Source organism: Photorhabdus sp. RW14-46, from assembly GCF_963887965.1.
GTDB classification, from domain to species: Bacteria; Pseudomonadota; Gammaproteobacteria; order Enterobacterales; family Enterobacteriaceae; genus Photorhabdus; species Photorhabdus laumondii.
Window position 1 is genome coordinate 116639 of the sequence record NZ_CAWPHH010000006.1, and the last position, 17553, is coordinate 134191.

The following is a 17553-nucleotide window of genomic DNA, read 5'->3' on the forward strand; positions in this document are numbered from 1 at the left end:
ACCTATTATTTACTCATTACCAAGGATATATTAATATGACTTCGGAGCCAAATCTGTTAAACCGGATTACCATTACTATTTCAGCTAATAATCAACAGCTAGCTAAAAAAGTATTGCATGGCTCCGTGCTTAATCAGGCCAATATAAATCAATTACTTAATTCATACTTTGATGAATATAACATTTATCAGGATATCTCTTTAGAGAAATTAACTCTGGACCTTGGTGAAATAAGTTTCCATGACTTTAATTCATTATTCCCTGCTCGCCTCAAGGTTGAGCTGAATAAAGCACTTAACCAATATCAGATAAACAACCATCAGGAAGAAACTCTACTGAATAAACCAACATTTAATAAATTTACCGATAACTCTTCCGCATTCTGCGATAATAATTTAATTGATGCGGAGAACTTCATTCACTCTTTATATCAACAAGATTCCCAACCAAATACACTAGAGACAATAACACATAATAAAGACATTCATATTAATAAACTTACTCATCAATTAACACAGATAGAGAACAAATGGATATTGCTATTAGCAAAAAGCTGTCTATCTGAACACGGTATACAACGACTTTTGGCTATCAAACAACCCGCTTTATTCATTGCCATTAATCGCAGATTATCCGAAAAAGTAAACAAACCACAACATCAGGAGGAGCTTGTCTCCTCCACACAACTGATACTCAACGCACTGGAATATCTACAGCGGCATAATATTCAGGAAATACCTAAACCCAATACGAAAATCATTTCACGGATTACCACTGAACTCAATAGCGGTGTATTTAATGCCACATCTGTTATTAAATTATTTCGCCAAGTTATTAACCAAAATACTCCATTAAATAATTGGCTAAAACAACTCTGGCAAACCGTTTCTATTTCACGGCTTTGCCAAAAACATCTGCCGGTTAAGGAGTACCAATATCTATTGGCATGCTTTATGCCAAACCATATAGATAAAAATACATCCGGTAAAAAATCAGCTACGAATAACATTAATTTTTCCGATGTTCAGCAACATCAACCTCTGGTAAATCAGAAGGTCATGACCGAAGATCAGAAAATACTATCAACATCAAACTCTCCATGCCAAGTCAATAATGCCGGCATATTAATGCTCTGGCCGATGCTACCCGCATTGTTTAATCAACTTGGCCTACTTGAGGGGAAAAAGTTTATCCATCGTCAAGCCCAATACCATGCTGTTAATTTCCTTGACTATCTAATTTGGGGAACCGACGAAACACCGGCAGAACGTAAAAGACTCAATAACATTCTGTGCGGACTTATGATCAATGAAAATACCGAATCAATCTCTGTTGAACCAGAAAAACAATTAATCACCACGCAATGGCTGGATAGCGTTATTGCTCAGCTTCCCGGCTGGAAAAAATTAAGCTGCAATGACGTCCGCCAATTGTTCTTACAACGACCGGGTGAATTATTGGTAAACGAGCAAGAAATCAAAATCACCATCCAGCAACAGCCATTTGATGCATTGTTGGCTGACTGGCCGTGGCCATTAAATATCGCCAAACTTCCCTGGTTGGATCGCTCTTTATTAATCGACTGGAAAAATATTTAACAGGTTTATATGAACGCTTTACTTAAAAACAACCATGATATGGCGACAGAATTTCACTGGATTTATCCCCATCTGGAACGTATTGATCTACGATTACAACATTACTATTACCAACATGGAGAAAAATACGATTATTTACCGGAGAGTTTTCTACTTACCGAAGATGAATTAAACCCGCGGATGGCAAAACCACAAGGCATTCCTCATTGGGTCACCAAACAAGATGATATTATTAATTCCCCTGAAATCGACGAAAACCCCAATGCATTATCACAATTAATTGAACGTTTTGAACTGACTGAATTTGAACGAGATGTTTTATTATTAGGTTTATTACCCCATTTCGATAGCCGTTATCATGCGTTATTTGCGGCTCTGCACGGTAACAGTAGAAAACAGTGGCCTAGCTTTGACTTAGCCATTGAATTATTTAGCCAACGCCAAGGTGATCGGCCATTACGACAAAATAGCTTTCTACCGCAAACACCATTAATCAGTCATCAACTATTACGGCTTAATAACCACGAAGAATCTATTTGGTTACAAACTCAATTTCTAACTCACAGCGCTGTCTGGCATTTCTTATCAGGCCAACGGGTTATTTTACCGCCGCTGACAACTTGTGCTTATTGGCACTCTTCTGCCTCACATCGTTGGTATCCACAATCCCTTTACCCTTCACTTGAAAAGATATTATTAAATAAAACTGACGAAATACGCCCGCTGGTAATACTCAGAGGAAAACAAGATAGCGCCAGAGAATTAGCGGTAAGCAATATGATGGCGTTTCATGATATCAGTACATTAACTCTAGACTTAGCTCAACTGCCGGAAGAAAATAACCCTAACTTGCTAATAGATGCAGTCCGGGAAGCACGATTACATGATGCCTGTTTATTAATTCGCAATTTTTCTTTGCTCAAAGATGAAAAGAAAATATTACACAGTGAATTTTCCACGTTATTGAACCAAGCAAAATTACGCGTGGTTTGTCTGGCAGAACCACAAGATTCATTAGTGTGGATTAAACACTTGCCAATAGTGCAAATTAATATGCCAGCCCTGACTCTGGCAGATAAAAAAGCCATGCTGGAAGCCAATTTATCGGATAATATCGCCCAGAAAATAAATATCACTCAATTATGCCAACGTTTTTCATTTACCGCAGAAACATTACCGCAAATTCTTCAAGAAGCAAATCAATACCAAATACTCCGACAACCGGAAGGTCAATTGGAAGAAACCGATCTGCGTAAAGCATTAAGTTTCCGTGCTCAACAGAATTTCGGTAAATTAGCGCAACGAATAACCCCCAAACGCAGCCTTAATGATTTAGTTATTTCAGACGTATTAACGCAACAATTAAAAGAAATTATTGCCGCCATTCATTACCGTGACCAAATTCTGGCTACCGGCTTTCAGGAAAAAATCGGTTATGGTACCGGCATTAGTGCGCTATTTTATGGCGAATCCGGTACCGGCAAAACCATGGCCGCCGAAGTGATTGCCGGGCATCTTGGCGTTGATCTGATTAAAGTGGATCTCTCTACCGTGGTGAATAAATATATTGGCGAAACGGAAAAAAATATCTCCCGTATTTTCGATCTGGCCGAAGCCGATTCCGGTGTACTGTTTTTCGATGAAGCGGATGCCTTATTTGGCAAGCGTAGTGAAACCAAAGATGCTCAAGACCGACATGCCAATATTGAAGTTTCTTACTTATTACAACGATTGGAAAATTATCCGGGATTAGTGATTTTAGCCACCAATAATCGTAGCCATTTAGACAGCGCCTTTAATCGCCGTTTTACCTTTATTACCCGTTTTGCTTATCCCGACGAAATGCTACGTAAAAAAATGTGGCAAGTCATTTGGCCGGAACAGATTAAATTATCCGATACCATTGATTTTACCCATCTGGCTAAACGCGCTGATTTAACCGGGGCTAATATCAGAAATATTGCGCTATTAGCCTCAATGTTAGCGAAAAATGACCACTGTGACCAAATCGAAAATAAACATATCAATCGAGCCATTACACTCGAATTAAATAAAACTGGCCGATTGGTTTTCTAAACATTTAACAAAATTGGAATAAACATGACAATCCTAATTGCTTCTGACAATGCGATTATTGAAGTAAATAATGCATTAAATACTATTTTATCCCAGTATCTGAATATCAATGGCAATAAGATTGATATCCGTTTTGATCTACCAGAAATTAACTCCATTCAATCGGAACCGACAGTCAGTGTATTTCTTTATGACATCAATGAAGATTTACAATTACGTTCTGCCGAACCAAGACGTTATAACCCGATGACCAGCACATTATTACCGGGATGGGTCAATATCAATTGTAACTATTTAATTACTTATTGGGACGCTAATAAACCATCAAGCGACAGTTCAAGCCCGGATAGCCAACCCAATAATCAAGCTGCACAAGTGATGACTCGTGTTCTAAATGCATTAATTAACAACCGTCAATTAACCGACATTCCCGGTGCTTATACCCGAATTATTCCCCAACAGGAGAATTTAAACAGCTTGGGTAATTTCTGGCAAGCTCTCGGTAATCGCCCTCGCCTCTCTCTAATGTATTCCATTACCGTACCGATGAAACTGCAAAATATTAAAGACAATATTACACCCATTAACCAAATTTCCGCTTCTGTGGAGCAGAAACCCAACCTAAATAACTCACAAATCAATCAAGCTCTGGTAGATAAATTATGTGCCGATTTAGGTGGTACAAAAGATGCTCGTCTTGCTTTGGCTAAAGTCAATCTGGTAACAGAACCCGACACAGAAAATAACCAAAATCAAGAAAATAACAGCATTATTGTTGAAGTTTCCGGCATGACCAACGCAGCTTATTTAACACAAATAAAAGATACACTTAAAAAATGGAAAAACAGTCAAGAGATTATCATTAAAATAAATGGTTTTGATATTATTGTTTCTAAAGAAAATTCTGACAGGTTAATTGGGGTTCAAAATCAAACCTATATTAATACAACGAACAATCACTCACCTAACAAATAATTATTTATTTGATTTTTCCACGTTAATAATCCATATATTATTTTCGATTCAAAATTCATAGATATACAAGATATACAGGTGGTAATATCATGCCAATAAATAGCCTTATAAAAAAGTTTGAACTTAATACCCAAAAAGATCAATCTATTGTTTTTCCTGCAAGATCAAACAGTCATAAACAAACTGAGCATCTTGAATTAAAGACACCTAAAAATAGAGGAGATAGAGAAGACTTAAATGCACAAACCACCCCAAATCAACAGTACACCAGAAAGCCAGACACTGAACTAAAGAATGATGATAATAAAAAGAAATTACAGGAACATACACCAGATTTGGAGGTAAAAAAAGAAAGTTCAGTAACACCGAATACCCGTAATAATCTAAATGAAAAAGTCAAAGCTGAAGATATTTTCAACCGATTTAAAAGTAAATTTGATTCTTATGATAGAGAATTACCTTTCGACATAATGAATAAAATAACCAATAATGAAATAAAATTTTCTTCTGAAAAATCGAAAGATGATTATTTAGCTAAAGTAAAAGACAAGAAATTCACACTGAGACATTATACTGCCGGCACTGGGCAAGAAAAACCTACATTTGATGAGATTAGCTCAAACTTTAATTTGGTAAATAAGGGAATAAAAACATTAAATCGTACTCAAGGAAGTAACACCAATGAAGATGATTGGAACCGTTTAGGAAATACGGCGTTTACTTTCTACTTGCTAGCAATAGATGGAGAAGTATCCAATAGAAAATTCTTATCTAATACAACTCATTTTGCAGAAATTAATATAGAAGATTCAGAAGAACTTAAAGAACTTGGCTTAGATCAAGCTGAATTCTTTGCTTCTCCTGATTTACTTCACGAAAAAAATCTTTCACAAGCCCCTGCGGTAAAAGGAAAACTGTCTGATTTGAAATCATTATTATTAAAACGATCTGGCATAAGTTCAGTTCAATTAGGGCGTTTAGATGCGAAAGCAATTTTAAAAAGCATAGACAATGAATTTGGGAATAGTCTCGAAATCAAAATCCCAGGGAATGTTAAAGTGAACAAATGGAATAAAATTTAAAAGTAAATATATAATCACTAATATTGATATTACATTAATATTTTCATTATCAGAGGTAATAATATGCCGACAAATAAATACAGTAAAAATAAAAGCCCAGAGAAAATCAAACAAATTGCAGGTCTTAATCCGAGTGATCTGGAAAAAAACTATTCCAGTAGATTTATTACAAAAAATTAACAGGTAATAATATGCCAAACAGCAAATATAGTGAAAAAGTTAACCACTCAGCAAATGGAGCGGAAAAATGCTCGATACATTCTAACCAATATAATATAAATAACTGTACATTGGGGTTAGGATTGGATTTAAACAAAAAATTAAGAACAGGGAATGAACGAAATATAGAAGGTGCACAACCTTTTATTCCATCCCCTTCGAAACAAGAACAATATAGTACCAGCCCCATAGCAATGGCTGATATATTAAATGAAAACGCACTGACTTCACAACCAATTATTACCGATTTAATTAATCCGCAAAAGATAAAAATGTCAGACGGCGTAAAAAATATTTTAAATAACAAAGAAGGAGGCGGAGATCTAGTGTTCAAGGCACTACAGATTAAACCATCGGATGAAACTCTGCCATTCAATGCATTAAAAATTGTCGATACCTATCAAGAAGAAATGCCGAATAAAGACATGTCTATTTCAGCTTATTGGGCCCCACAAGGAGGATATGTTGATATCCCGGCCCAACCCGATATCAGCCGCCATCCACAGTATGTATTTACCCCAAATTTCAGTGGATGTTCATTTGTAGTTGATAAAATGAATGAAGACACTCTCCGGGTTCGGCACGTACAAGGTGGTCAAGAAGATGTTGAATATAATAACCAAAATATTGATCACGGAATGGGTATGATTACGGCAATGGAATTCCGCGATTATGGATATCACGAGGCTGATGACAAAGTTATAAAAAATACCTATGGTTTTGCATTCTTAAAATTTAACCAAGAGAAAAAACAGTGGCAACTTCACTATCAGAAAATAGCCGCAGCCCCTAATATTATAAATATAAAAACTAAATCTAGTTGGTTGCCATTCAGTAAGCCTTCAATTGAAGCCGATACCTTTACCTTCAAAAATATGAAAGTCCCTGGATATAGTAGGAAGAATATCAATAACAATTAATATATACCCAATAGATTTCAAGTTGCAGTGCGGCGGCAAGAGAACGCATCCCCAGGAGCATAGATAACTATGTGACTGGGGTAAGTGAACGCAGCCAACAAATCAGCAGCTTGAAAGATGAAGGGTATAGATAACTATGTGACCGGGGTGAGTGAGTGCAGCCAACAAAGAGGCAACTTGAAAGATGACGGGTATAGACGTTAAATAGTATTTCATAACTTATATGTAAAACCCGGGGGCTATATTTAATAATATAGCCCTCGTTATTTCCAATGATAATTAATTTTTCAAATCCATGCATTTTGTTATTTTTCTGATTAATCAGATAATTATTGCACCAAAACGTTGATAGTAAAAACAAGACAAATCTGAAAATAGATCTTAGTTAAATACCTATTATTCAACTTTATGATTAAATACACATACAAAATAAAAACGGATAACATTATGCGGTAAGCTAAAACTATTGCACTAAAGAAACATCTATGAGAGTTTGTCTCTCAATCTAAAATAGATGAACTATTTAAATATTTATACTCGTGGCATCACAATTATCTTAATAATCATTCTCAGACAAATCTTAAGCATAAAAAATTTAATTATTATAGAGGACTTATCAATGTTCAAACACTCTACTGCGGACAAAGAACTTAATAAAGGACATATTTCTCCGCTCAAGAAAAAGGGATTATTAGTGGGTAGCGATCATGCACCAATCGACATACCAGTGATAGCGCATCGTTATGATAGCAATAATCAGCTTGCACAAGCGAGATCGTTGAGAAATAGTGACTCTGGTCAGGAGATCCCTTTTCATGATGTTATTACGGGATTTCGTGGTGATCAAGTAACCTCTTTAGAATCTGGCTCGGGAGCTATAGGAAAGCATTGGGGGAAAAATAGATTAGGCCACAATATTACCGGTATTAATGTGGTTAATGGCGCATCGGGAACTGTGGGAATAAAAATTAACTTACGAGATATTCGGCCCGGGTATCCGGTCATTGTCACTTCAGGGGCGTTAAGCGGTTGTACTATGGTGTATGCCGTGAAGGATAATTATTTCTTCGCCTATCATACGGGCCAAAAACCGGGCGATGATGAATGGAAAACCGGTCAGGACGGCGTTGTCACTACCGGTCAGAGTCATAAAGCCCTTTTCTCGGATGGCAAACCAATTGCGGTTAATAAAGAAAATAATGATTTAGTGAATATTTTTGCAGAGTATGATCAGAGTGTTATTACCTATATGGGAAAACAGGCCGTTGTGATTGATAATACCGCAGAAAATGTCAGCGTTTTTAACTATGATGAAATCAAACTTGGAAAACCGGCTATTAGAGCCGGCTATAGCTATGCCCTGTTAGCTAATGATAACGGCAAGGTGAGCGTCAAAGTATTATCGGAGGACGCTATCGTTTCACCTGGCAAGAAAGTCAATAGTATTGAGGTTATCAATTCACTCAAAAAACGGTTGTTATATACCTTATAGATTTCAAGATGCATCGCGACGGCAAGGGAGCGAATCCCCGGGAGCATATACCCAATAGATTTCAAGTTGCAGTGCGGCGGCAAGAGAACGCATCCCCAGGAGCATAGATAACTATGTGACTGGGGTAAGTGAACGCAGCCAACAAATCAGCAGCTTGAAAGATGAAGGGTATAGATAACGATGTGACCGGGGTGAGCGAATGCAGCTAACAAAGAGGCAACTTGAAAGATAACGGATATATCAATAGATTTCTGATTCTATTTCACTATTGCAATACTCAAAATACAACACGGTCATTCCCATAGATTAAATACGTCATTAAATAATCAAAATAATCCATCCCTACCAAATAAACATTTTAATTTATTTTTATGATAATCATTAGTGTGATTACCCTTTCACTTTGCTATTAATTTATCGGTAAAATCATAAATAGAGAAATCAAACCATCCTATTTACCCCAATCAATTACCTTGACTTTATCATCCGCAAAACAAAAAAACCTAAAAAAATAAAATACAAATAGTTACCAAAAAAATATTTTATAGATGTGAAATATCATTTAACATTAAAATTACATTTCGTCATTTATTCTTCCGCGATAGAAAGCAGTAAAAGATTGTTGATAAATAAAATCATTACAATCTGCTATATCAATTAAAAACCACCATTATTATTAATTGATAATCCGTATAAAAATTCATTATCTATAATCAATTCGTTTTACGGAAAACAATTTAGATAATCGTAAAATAAACTATTTAATATAAACAATAACCTCTATAAATCAGGTTGTTGCGGTAGCTATACCCAATTGTTAAGTAATAAGAGAAGCAAAATAACAGACATTTTTATTATATTTCACATGTATACCCTATGGATTTCAAGAGCGAGTGCAGCCAACAAAGAGGCAACTTGAAAGATGACGGGTATAAACAATAAAGGAAAAAACCATGACTATAACTCCAGAACAAATTGCTGTTGATTATCCTATCCCTGCTTATCGATTTGTTGTCTCGGTTGGTGACGAGAAAATCCCTTTTAACAATGTTTCCGGGCTTGATGTTCACTATGATGTTATCGAATATAAAGATGGCACCGGTAATTACTATAAAATGCCGGGTCAACGTCAATCGATCAATATTACCCTGCGTAAAGGAGTCTTCCCTGGCGACACTAAACTGTTTGACTGGATTAATTCTATTCAACTTAATCAGGTTGAGAAAAAGGATATTGCCATTAGCCTGACCAACGAAACCGGCTCTCAAATTCTAATGACCTGGAATGTGGCAAACGCCTTTCCAACATCATTCACCTCCCCCTCTTTTGATGCCGCCAGCAATGATATCGCTATTCAAGAAATAGCACTGGTCGCGGATCGAGTCACCATTCAAGCACCTTAATAGGTCCACAATAACGAGCTATCTCGATGTTTATATTGAAGAAGATAATTATCTGACGGTATTAATTACCAATATGCCAACCCATGATGATCAACATTGTCATGGTTCATCCATCCAACTGAATTCATCATCCCACAGTTTACATAGAATATCGCATCATAACTCGGAGACAATAATGCCAATAACCCCAACTTATCCCGGCGTTTATATTGAAGAGGACGCCTCACCGTCCCTCTCCATTCGCTCGGGTGCAACGGCAGTGCCTGTTTTTGCCGTCGCAAATAACAATTCATTAATACCAGACAATTCCTATATTCGTATTAGTAACTGGTTAGAATATTTAACACTAAAAGGTAAGCAATTTGATCCCACTAATACACTTGATATCGCACTACGCGCCTATTTTATTAATGGCGGTGGATATGCGTATCTCGTCAAAACCACAAATCTAGAAAGTCAGGTCCCAAAGCTTGACGATGTGACACTACTGATCGCCGCCGGAGAAGATATTACGACCGCTGTAGGAACACTTTGCCAATTAGGCAAAGGATTATTCGCTATTTTTGACGGCCCAACAACCCAAATAGCCTCAACACAAGCACCAGATGATGTACTTAAACCTTATCCAGCAACTCAATATGGCGCAGTTTACTATCCCTGGCTGACTGCTGAATGGGGAGAAAATAAAGCCTCCATTGATATTCCACCAAGTGCCGTCATGGCCGGTATTTATGCCAATGTCGATAACAGCCGAGGCGTCTGGCAGGCCCCCGCGAATGTCCCTGTTCAGGGCGGATTACAACCTAAATATCCGATGACCGACGACCTGCAAGGGAGATATAACCAGGGTAAGGCACTGAATATGATCCGTACCTTTCCTAAGAGCGGGACGCTGGTCTGGGGAGCCAGAACCCTTGAGGACAGCGATAACTGGCGTTATATCCCGGTTCGCCGCCTGTTTAACAGTGCAGAACGAGACATTAAAAACGCCATGAGTTTCGCGGTATTTGAGCCTAATAGCCAACCCACTTGGGAAGCGGTGCGCCGGGCGATTGATAACTATCTCCATGCCCTCTGGCAACAAGGCGGATTGATGGGTAACAAAGCTGAACAGGCTTATTTTGTGCAAATCGGTAAAGACGTCACCATGACTGATGACGATATCAAGCAAGGCAAAATGATCGTCAAAATCGGCATGGCGGCAGTGCGTCCGGCCGAATTTATTATCTTGCAGTTCACCCAGAATACCGCTCAATAATTGGAGGCATCATGCCAACAACACCGACCTATCCCGGCGTTTATATTGAAGAAGATGCATCATTATCGCTCTCTATCAGCCACGGGAACACCGCAATACCTGTTTTTATTGGCCGCTTCCAGCCTAAAAAAGCCAGCGCAACTCTAAAAGCGATACGTGTGAGTAGCTGGCTGGATTTTACCAATCTGTTTAATGTCGGTTGTATTACGTCAATCGCCATCACATCGACTAAACCAACGCCAACGCCACCGCCTCCCCCTTCTCCTTCCGGGAAAGTTGCAGGCGATACAGCCACTGCCGATATTGCTCTTGACGCCGACGATACAAACACAGATTACACTTACGCTATAAATACAGTTACCTCTACAACCAGCAGTGATGCGCTAAAACTTTATTTCCAAAATGGCGGCGGACCTTGTTATATCCTGTCCATTGCCGATTCGGGAAATAGTGAAACTACAGCATTACTCCCTGAATTAATTGAACAAGCTTTGGAGATCACCCTAATCGTCTGCCCTGAACAGGATTCTTCTTACCAGCTCGCGATATACAACAGCCTGCCCCCCGCATTATTGAATGCCGGCTATTTCCTGATCGCTGACAGCCAGGGTAAAACAACTAAACCTACAGTTAATGTGCCATCACAAACTGCGACTTATTATCCTGCGGTTAAAGTCTCACAACTTATGCAAACGGAAGATAGCCTGATCGCAGTTTCAGGTTATGAAGATGCAGCATCAAACGAAGTCAAAAATCTGGCACAACTCAAACAGAAAAACTCAACTGTCTACCAACAAGCTGTCCAAGCAATACAGGGCAAAATGAAATCCAGCAGCAACACTATTCCCGCCAGTGCGGTCATGGCGGGGGTCTACTGCGCCACGGATGCCAGCCGTGGTGTCTGGAAAGCCCCGGCGAATGTCGTGCTAAGCGGAATTAGTGATGTCACTGAACGACTTAATGACGATGAACAAGGCACCATGAACCTGTTAGGTATTAATGCTATTCGCTATTTCAACGGGCGTGGCTTTGTCGTGTGGGGCGCTCGGACGCTGCAAGATGATGACAACTGGCGCTATATTCCGGTTCGACGTCTCTTTAACAGCGCAGAGCGGGATATTAAGCAAGCTATGCGCACCGCCGTCTTTGAACCCAATAGCCAGCCTACTTGGGAACGGGTGAAGTCAGCCATTGACAACTATCTCTATTCCTTATGGCAGCAAGGGGCATTAGCGGGAAATAAACCGCAGGAAGCCTATTTTGTCCAGATTGGTAAAGGCATCACCATGTCCGACGACGACATTAAACAAGGGAAAATGATTGTCAAAGTGGGCATGGCCGCAGTACGTCCGGCTGAATTTATTATCCTTCAGTTTTCACAAAATGTAGCACAGTAACCGTGCTGAGACGCGGTTGAACGCCGCGTCTATTCAGTCTTACAAGGAGACGATAATGGAGATAAAACAGCCGGGTGTCACCGTCACCGAAAGCCTGATATCCCCAGAACCGGATGATGTATTCATCGGTATACCGGTTTTTATCGGTTATACCCCCTCGCCGGTCGATAAAATCGCTATCAAGCTCAACAGTCTGGCCGACTTTGCCCGGTCATTTCCTGAATCAGGATTAATGTACTATTCCGTGCGCCACTTTTTTGAAAATGGCGGCCAGCAAGCCTATGTGCTGTCACTGGGTACGGAGCAACAATTAAGCGATTTTTCGTCATTGATCACCGCACTGCAACAAACGTGGATTACCCAAGCGATTTCCGCGGAGAACGACATTACGCTGATTATCACCCCGGATGCTATCCGATTTAATCAAACAGAGGTTTCCTATATCCAACGTGATCTCTGGTTACAATTTTGGCAATCAGTGCTCAATCTTTGCAAAAGTCGGCGTGGCATTATGGGGTTATTGGATGCCCCGGACAATCCCACATTAGCCGCAGAGTGTTTAAAGCAGTTTGCTTCCGCAGATCAACAATGGGGCGCCGTATACTGGCCGCGGCTAAAAAGCGCCTATCAGGACCAAGCGCAAAACCCTATTGTGCTTTCACCTACTGCCGCGGTCGCCGCCGTTATCCAAAATAACGATAACCAACAAGGCGTCTGGACCGCCCCTGCCAACGTTGCGTTAGCCAAAGTGATCAGCCCGGTACACTCTTATATTGAAGCAAATGCCCTGTTTAACCCGAGTGGCACCTCGCTGAATCTGGTTCGCAGTTTTCCTGGCAAAGGCATAAAAATCTGGGGATGCCGAACGTTAGAAAATACCCCCGGTTCTCCCTGGCGCTATATCCAAATCCGCCGTCTGGTTTCCTATATCGAAGCTCATATGACTCAACTCGGCCGGGCCTTCATCTTTGAACCCAATAACGCTATCACCTGGATGAAGCTTAAAGGCCAAGCCTACAACTGGCTGCGTCAGTTATGGTTAAACGGCGGGCTACGGGGTACTCAGGAAGATCAGGCGTTTGAATTGCTACTGGGTGTGGGTGAATCAATGAGTGAAACCGATATCCAGGCCGGAAAAATGATCATGAAAATCAGCCTCGCCGTGTTAATTCCAGCGGAATTTATTGAACTGAGCCTGACATTTGATACCCGTACCGGCACCACCCGCTAAGTTAAACAGAAACAAAAGTTAAACAGAGGCAAAAGTTAAACAGAGGCAACATATGAGCAACCTCTATACCCCGTCAGTGTCACACCGTTTTATCGCCAGTTTTCTTTTTAACAACATTCCCAGTCCATTCGATATCGCCTTTCAGCGGATATCGGGCCTCAGCCGTGAGTTGCAGACCACCCAACACAGCCAGGGCGGGGAAAATGCCAGAAATACCTGGCTGGCCGAGAAGATCCAGCATGGCAGCCTGTTGCTAGAGCGTGGCGTGATGACGGTGACGCCGCTCACGCTAGTGTTCGATCGCGTCCTGCGAGGCGAAAAAGCGGTCTATGCCGATGTCGTGATTATGTTACTGAATGAACATTCATTACCCACGGCAAGTTGGACATTAAGCAACGCGCTACCGGTGCGCTGGTCCACCAGCGACTTTGACGCCAATAGCAATACCGTCTTGGTGAACTCGCTGGAATTACGTTATCAAGATATGCGCTGGTTAGGAGTAAAAGTATGACCGTCGAAATTAAAGAACTGATTATTCAGGCCAAAGTCACTGATTCCACGAGTAATTCTTCCTCACCACCAACCTTAGCCCAAGAGACGCTGGATAATGCCCGCCTGATTGAAATAGTGAAACGGGAAGTGTTAGAAGCGTTGCGTGAAGCAGGAGTCCATTATGAGCCTAATTGAACGGAGTCTATCCAAACTCACCCTGACCGCCTTTAAAGACCGAGAAGGGAAAATTTCCGTAGGCAGTTTACAGGCGATGTATAACCCTGATGGGATTCAGCTCGATTATCAAACCCGCTATCAACAGGATGAAAGCGTTAATAATGCCAGCCAAAGCAGCCGCTATATGCTATCGCAGCCCGCCGGTTTGACATTAGTTCTGTTGTTTGATGCGACTATGCCGGGCAACAACATCCCGGTAGAAACACAATTGGCAACCCTGAAAACCCTGTGTGCGGTGGACGCCAGCACCAGTGTGCCCCACTTCCTTAAAATCAAATGGGGCAAAATGCGTTGGGAAAACAAAGGCTATTTCGCTTGCCGAGCCACTGGTCTCACCATCCATTACACCCTGTTTGACCGGGACGCCACCCCGCTGCGAGCCAGCGCCACTTTATCACTGATCGCGGATGAAAGCTTGGTTATTCAAGCCACTGAACAGCAGTTACAATCACCTCCGGTTATCGCAGTCAACGTGACCGATATGCTCTCTCTGCCGTTGATTGCATTAGGCGTCAGTGCTGCTCTAGTTGGTGGTATTGATTATCTCGCCCTCGCCAGACAAAACGATTTGGACAATCTGGATGATTTCACTCCCGGGCAAACGCTACAGGCACAGGGGGACGCATGAAGATACCGGCAGTAGACATTAAAATAGCGGGAAAAACCCTCAGCCAGTTTTCTGTGATAAGTTTGACCGTCAACCATCAAATCAACGGTATTCCCTCAGCCAAGATCACTCTCGGCATAGCCGGTGACGCCAACGCAATTTTCGCCCCCCAAGCTCAGGCTGAACTGACAAGCTGTCGGCCCAACCAAGAACTGATCGTGCAACTGCAAGAAACCGTGTTATTCAAGGGGATCATTGTTCGACAAGCGCTTAAGTTCAAAGGTCAGGACAGTCTGGTTACCCTAACGGCAAAACATTCACTGCAAAAACTCACTGACGGTTTCCATTCACAGCTATTCAGCCAACAGAATGATGAAGACATTATCAGAAAGCTATTCGATCAGGCAAAGATAACTGTCACGATAAAACAGGTGCCTCAGCTTAAAATTAAACATGAGCAAATGGTGCAGTTTCGCTGTAATGACTGGAAATTCTTAAAAAGCCGACTGGCCGCCGCCAATATCTGGCTGTTGCCCGGTAATGAGGCCGTCACATTAGCGACGCCGGAATCACTTAATCAGTCAACCGTGCATACAATTAAACAACGTGCCGGCGATCAAGACATTGTGCTGTTTGAAGCGGATCTGCAATTTGATAATCGACACAGCCCCAAAACGGTGAGCGTACAAGCCTGGGATATCACACAACAAGAACTGTCTCAGGCCAATCAGGCAGAAAACAGCGGGGTTGGCAGCGGTCAACTCGCGTCAGACAGTTTAGCGACGTTGACCGATCAGGCATGGCAGTGGGTTTTCAGCTCTCCCCAAGATAATGAACAAGCCAAATACCTTGCTCAGGGCATCCTGAATAACCTGCGAAGTGATAACGTTTCCGGCAATTTCGAAGTTGCAGGGGATAGCCGTTATCAGCCGGGCGATCTGCTTGCTCTAAATGGCTTTGGTCAAGGGATGGATGGTCAAGGCATTATCACCGGCGTCAGTCAGACCATCAATCAACGGCAAGGCTGGCGCACCCGGTTAACTCTGGGTTTGTTGCCGGAAACAGAACCGGTGGTCCCGCAGGTTAAAGAGCTGCATGTGGGGATTGTGGAAAAATACCAACAGGACAAGCAGTCACTGGACCGAATTCCGGTCAGGATACCGGCGTTAGATTTAACCAACAGCGTGCTTTTTGCCCGACTGGGTAAACCTTATGCCAGTCATGAAAGCGGGTTCTGTTTCTATCCTGAACCGGGGGATGAGGTGATTATCGGTTTCTTTGAATGCGATCCGCGCTTCCCGGTGATATTAGGCGCTATGCACAACCCAAAAAATAAAACACCAATCGAACCCAGTGAAAAAAATCCAATAAAAACTCTGGTCATTAAACAAGGGGATAATAAACAAGCATTAGTGCTCAATCATCAAGATAAAATCGCCGCCATTAATAGCGGAGAACATTCGTTATCATTGCAACAGGATAAAGATATTACGCTAAAGTCGGCGAAGAATATTATCGCCACAGGTCAGAAAATTAATATACAAGCTAAGGAATCCCTATCAGCCACTGGAGAATCCAGCGTCGATATTAAAGGTAAGGAAATTAACCTAACACAATAATAAGGCAACCAAATGACAAATAAAATATTAGCCGATATTTATGGTCGGGGCTGGACATTTCCGCCGCAATTTTTTGTCAAAGATAATTCTCATCCCAAAATACAAACCGGCGTAACAATGGCAGAAGGTGCAGAAAATGTTCGCCAAAGCATGAAAATTCTTTTTCTCACCGAGCCAGGCGAACGGATTATGCGTGAAGATTATGGGTGCGGTCTAAATGATTATCTATTTGCTAATATCAATGATGAATTGATAGCTGAAATTAAAACCCGGATTGAAGAGAGCGTACTGCGCTATGAACCGCGCGCGGAAATCACGGTGATTCAGGTCGATCAGAGAACAGACTTGCTAAATACCTTACATGTCCAGGTGACTTATGCCCTGAGAGGTAGCGATATCAACCAACAGCTTGAAGGCGTCCTTGAAGTGAATGAAGGCCGGGTACAGGTGAACCTATGAGCAAACAACTGGTGGTGGATGGCGACACTCTACTATTTGAACAGTTTTTCGGCAACCGACAGGTGACAATCTTGGAGCCGGCAACTATCCAGGGCAGCGGGCATGCACAAATCCAGAACAAAAAAATTGCCATTGTGGGCGATGAAAAAGAGGTAAAGCTCCAAGCGCAGTATATTACTCCCGATTACCCAACGCCCGGTACAGGCATAGTCACCATTGCCCAGTTAGATGCCAGCCAACAAGCAAATTTTTGTCACAGCCCGGCCGCGGTGATTATTGTCGGTCAGCAATTTACCGCCCGTTTCACTCCGACACAACCGGCGAATAATCCATCGAGTGGCCCGGATGTCACCACACCTAGTATGGGAAAAGGCTATTTTATTGCCAGTCAATATATCGTCACCGCCGGATAAATAACGCCTTTAACCTTATTTTTAAATAATAACGATCTCCTGAAAAACTATATTCAAACCACAGGTGGTAATAAA

The 17553-nt window shown here is 41.3% G+C and carries 16 protein-coding genes; all 16 read left to right on the top strand.

Features of this window, described 5'->3' with window-relative positions; genetic code table 11:
• The first annotated feature begins 35 nt into the window (after positions 1–35).
• Positions 36–1598, top strand: a complete 1563-nt coding sequence (locus AACQ38_RS07340) for a contractile injection system tape measure protein (protein WP_165577790.1) — start codon at positions 36–38, stop codon at positions 1596–1598.
• Positions 1599–1607: 9 nt separating this feature from the next.
• On the top strand, positions 1608–3674 hold the full coding sequence (locus AACQ38_RS07345; RefSeq protein WP_165577791.1) for an ATP-binding protein: 2067 nt from the start codon (positions 1608–1610) through the stop codon (positions 3672–3674).
• A gap of 24 nt (positions 3675–3698) precedes the next feature.
• Positions 3699–4649 carry a DUF4255 domain-containing protein gene (locus AACQ38_RS07350; protein ID WP_165577792.1) on the top strand — a complete coding sequence of 317 codons (951 nt, stop codon included), beginning with the start codon at positions 3699–3701 and terminating at the stop codon, positions 4647–4649.
• 89 nt (positions 4650–4738) lie between these two features.
• Positions 4739–5731 (top strand): hypothetical protein, encoded by a 993-nt coding sequence (locus tag AACQ38_RS07355; protein ID WP_165577793.1) that lies wholly within the window; start codon positions 4739–4741, stop codon positions 5729–5731.
• Positions 5732–5922: 191 nt separating this feature from the next.
• Positions 5923–6870 (top strand): hypothetical protein, encoded by a 948-nt coding sequence (locus AACQ38_RS07360; protein WP_165577794.1) that lies wholly within the window; start codon positions 5923–5925, stop codon positions 6868–6870.
• A 619-nt stretch (positions 6871–7489) separates the two neighbouring features.
• Complete coding sequence (locus AACQ38_RS07365; protein ID WP_165577795.1) at positions 7490–8362, top strand: cytotoxic necrotizing factor Rho-activating domain-containing protein; 873 nt, start codon at positions 7490–7492, stop codon at positions 8360–8362.
• A gap of 953 nt (positions 8363–9315) precedes the next feature.
• Complete coding sequence (locus AACQ38_RS07370) at positions 9316–9765, top strand: phage tail protein (protein ID WP_011145973.1); 450 nt, start codon at positions 9316–9318, stop codon at positions 9763–9765.
• Between the two features lie 175 nt (positions 9766–9940).
• Positions 9941–11023 carry a phage tail sheath family protein gene (locus tag AACQ38_RS07375; RefSeq protein ID WP_165577796.1) on the top strand — a complete coding sequence of 361 codons (1083 nt, stop codon included), beginning with the start codon at positions 9941–9943 and terminating at the stop codon, positions 11021–11023.
• Between the two features lie 11 nt (positions 11024–11034).
• A complete protein-coding gene (locus tag AACQ38_RS07380) occupies positions 11035–12420 on the top strand; it encodes a phage tail sheath family protein (protein ID WP_165577797.1) in 1386 nt (461 codons plus the stop codon).
• A 55-nt stretch (positions 12421–12475) separates the two neighbouring features.
• On the top strand, positions 12476–13651 hold the full coding sequence (locus AACQ38_RS07385; RefSeq protein ID WP_011145970.1) for a phage tail sheath family protein: 1176 nt from the start codon (positions 12476–12478) through the stop codon (positions 13649–13651).
• Positions 13652–13703: 52 nt separating this feature from the next.
• A complete protein-coding gene (locus AACQ38_RS07390) occupies positions 13704–14162 on the top strand; it encodes a phage tail protein (RefSeq protein WP_011145969.1) in 459 nt (152 codons plus the stop codon).
• Complete coding sequence (locus tag AACQ38_RS07395) at positions 14159–14338, top strand: DUF5908 family protein (RefSeq protein WP_011145968.1); 180 nt, start codon at positions 14159–14161, stop codon at positions 14336–14338. The genes AACQ38_RS07390 and AACQ38_RS07395 overlap by 4 nt, the downstream gene beginning before the upstream one ends.
• Positions 14325–15008, top strand: coding sequence for a CIS tube protein (locus AACQ38_RS07400; protein WP_011145967.1), 684 nt, complete (start codon positions 14325–14327; stop codon positions 15006–15008). The genes AACQ38_RS07395 and AACQ38_RS07400 overlap by 14 nt, the downstream gene beginning before the upstream one ends.
• Complete coding sequence (locus AACQ38_RS07405; RefSeq protein ID WP_165577798.1) at positions 15005–16606, top strand: phage baseplate assembly protein V; 1602 nt, start codon at positions 15005–15007, stop codon at positions 16604–16606. The genes AACQ38_RS07400 and AACQ38_RS07405 overlap by 4 nt, the downstream gene beginning before the upstream one ends.
• Before the next feature lie 12 nt (positions 16607–16618).
• A complete protein-coding gene (locus tag AACQ38_RS07410; protein ID WP_165577799.1) occupies positions 16619–17065 on the top strand; it encodes a GPW/gp25 family protein in 447 nt (148 codons plus the stop codon).
• Positions 17062–17478 (top strand): hypothetical protein, encoded by a 417-nt coding sequence (locus AACQ38_RS07415; protein ID WP_165577800.1) that lies wholly within the window; start codon positions 17062–17064, stop codon positions 17476–17478. Before AACQ38_RS07410 ends, AACQ38_RS07415 begins: the two co-directional genes overlap by 4 nt.
• Positions 17479–17553 lie beyond the last annotated feature (75 nt).

Coding starts and splice junctions, on each gene's coding strand:
- AACQ38_RS07345 (WP_165577791.1), top strand. CDS start 1,608: ATGAACGCTTTACTTAAAAACAACCATGATATGGCGACAGAATTTCAC.
- AACQ38_RS07360 (WP_165577794.1), top strand. CDS start 5,923: ATGCCAAACAGCAAATATAGTGAAAAAGTTAACCACTCAGCAAATGGA.
- AACQ38_RS07415 (WP_165577800.1), top strand. CDS start 17,062: ATGAGCAAACAACTGGTGGTGGATGGCGACACTCTACTATTTGAACAG.
- AACQ38_RS07395 (WP_011145968.1), top strand. CDS start 14,159: ATGACCGTCGAAATTAAAGAACTGATTATTCAGGCCAAAGTCACTGAT.
- AACQ38_RS07370 (WP_011145973.1), top strand. CDS start 9,316: ATGACTATAACTCCAGAACAAATTGCTGTTGATTATCCTATCCCTGCT.
- AACQ38_RS07385 (WP_011145970.1), top strand. CDS start 12,476: ATGGAGATAAAACAGCCGGGTGTCACCGTCACCGAAAGCCTGATATCC.
- AACQ38_RS07340 (WP_165577790.1), top strand. CDS start 36: ATGACTTCGGAGCCAAATCTGTTAAACCGGATTACCATTACTATTTCA.
- AACQ38_RS07375 (WP_165577796.1), top strand. CDS start 9,941: ATGCCAATAACCCCAACTTATCCCGGCGTTTATATTGAAGAGGACGCC.
- AACQ38_RS07390 (WP_011145969.1), top strand. CDS start 13,704: ATGAGCAACCTCTATACCCCGTCAGTGTCACACCGTTTTATCGCCAGT.
- AACQ38_RS07365 (WP_165577795.1), top strand. CDS start 7,490: ATGTTCAAACACTCTACTGCGGACAAAGAACTTAATAAAGGACATATT.
- AACQ38_RS07350 (WP_165577792.1), top strand. CDS start 3,699: ATGACAATCCTAATTGCTTCTGACAATGCGATTATTGAAGTAAATAAT.
- AACQ38_RS07405 (WP_165577798.1), top strand. CDS start 15,005: ATGAAGATACCGGCAGTAGACATTAAAATAGCGGGAAAAACCCTCAGC.
- AACQ38_RS07380 (WP_165577797.1), top strand. CDS start 11,035: ATGCCAACAACACCGACCTATCCCGGCGTTTATATTGAAGAAGATGCA.
- AACQ38_RS07400 (WP_011145967.1), top strand. CDS start 14,325: ATGAGCCTAATTGAACGGAGTCTATCCAAACTCACCCTGACCGCCTTT.
- AACQ38_RS07355 (WP_165577793.1), top strand. CDS start 4,739: ATGCCAATAAATAGCCTTATAAAAAAGTTTGAACTTAATACCCAAAAA.
- AACQ38_RS07410 (WP_165577799.1), top strand. CDS start 16,619: ATGACAAATAAAATATTAGCCGATATTTATGGTCGGGGCTGGACATTT.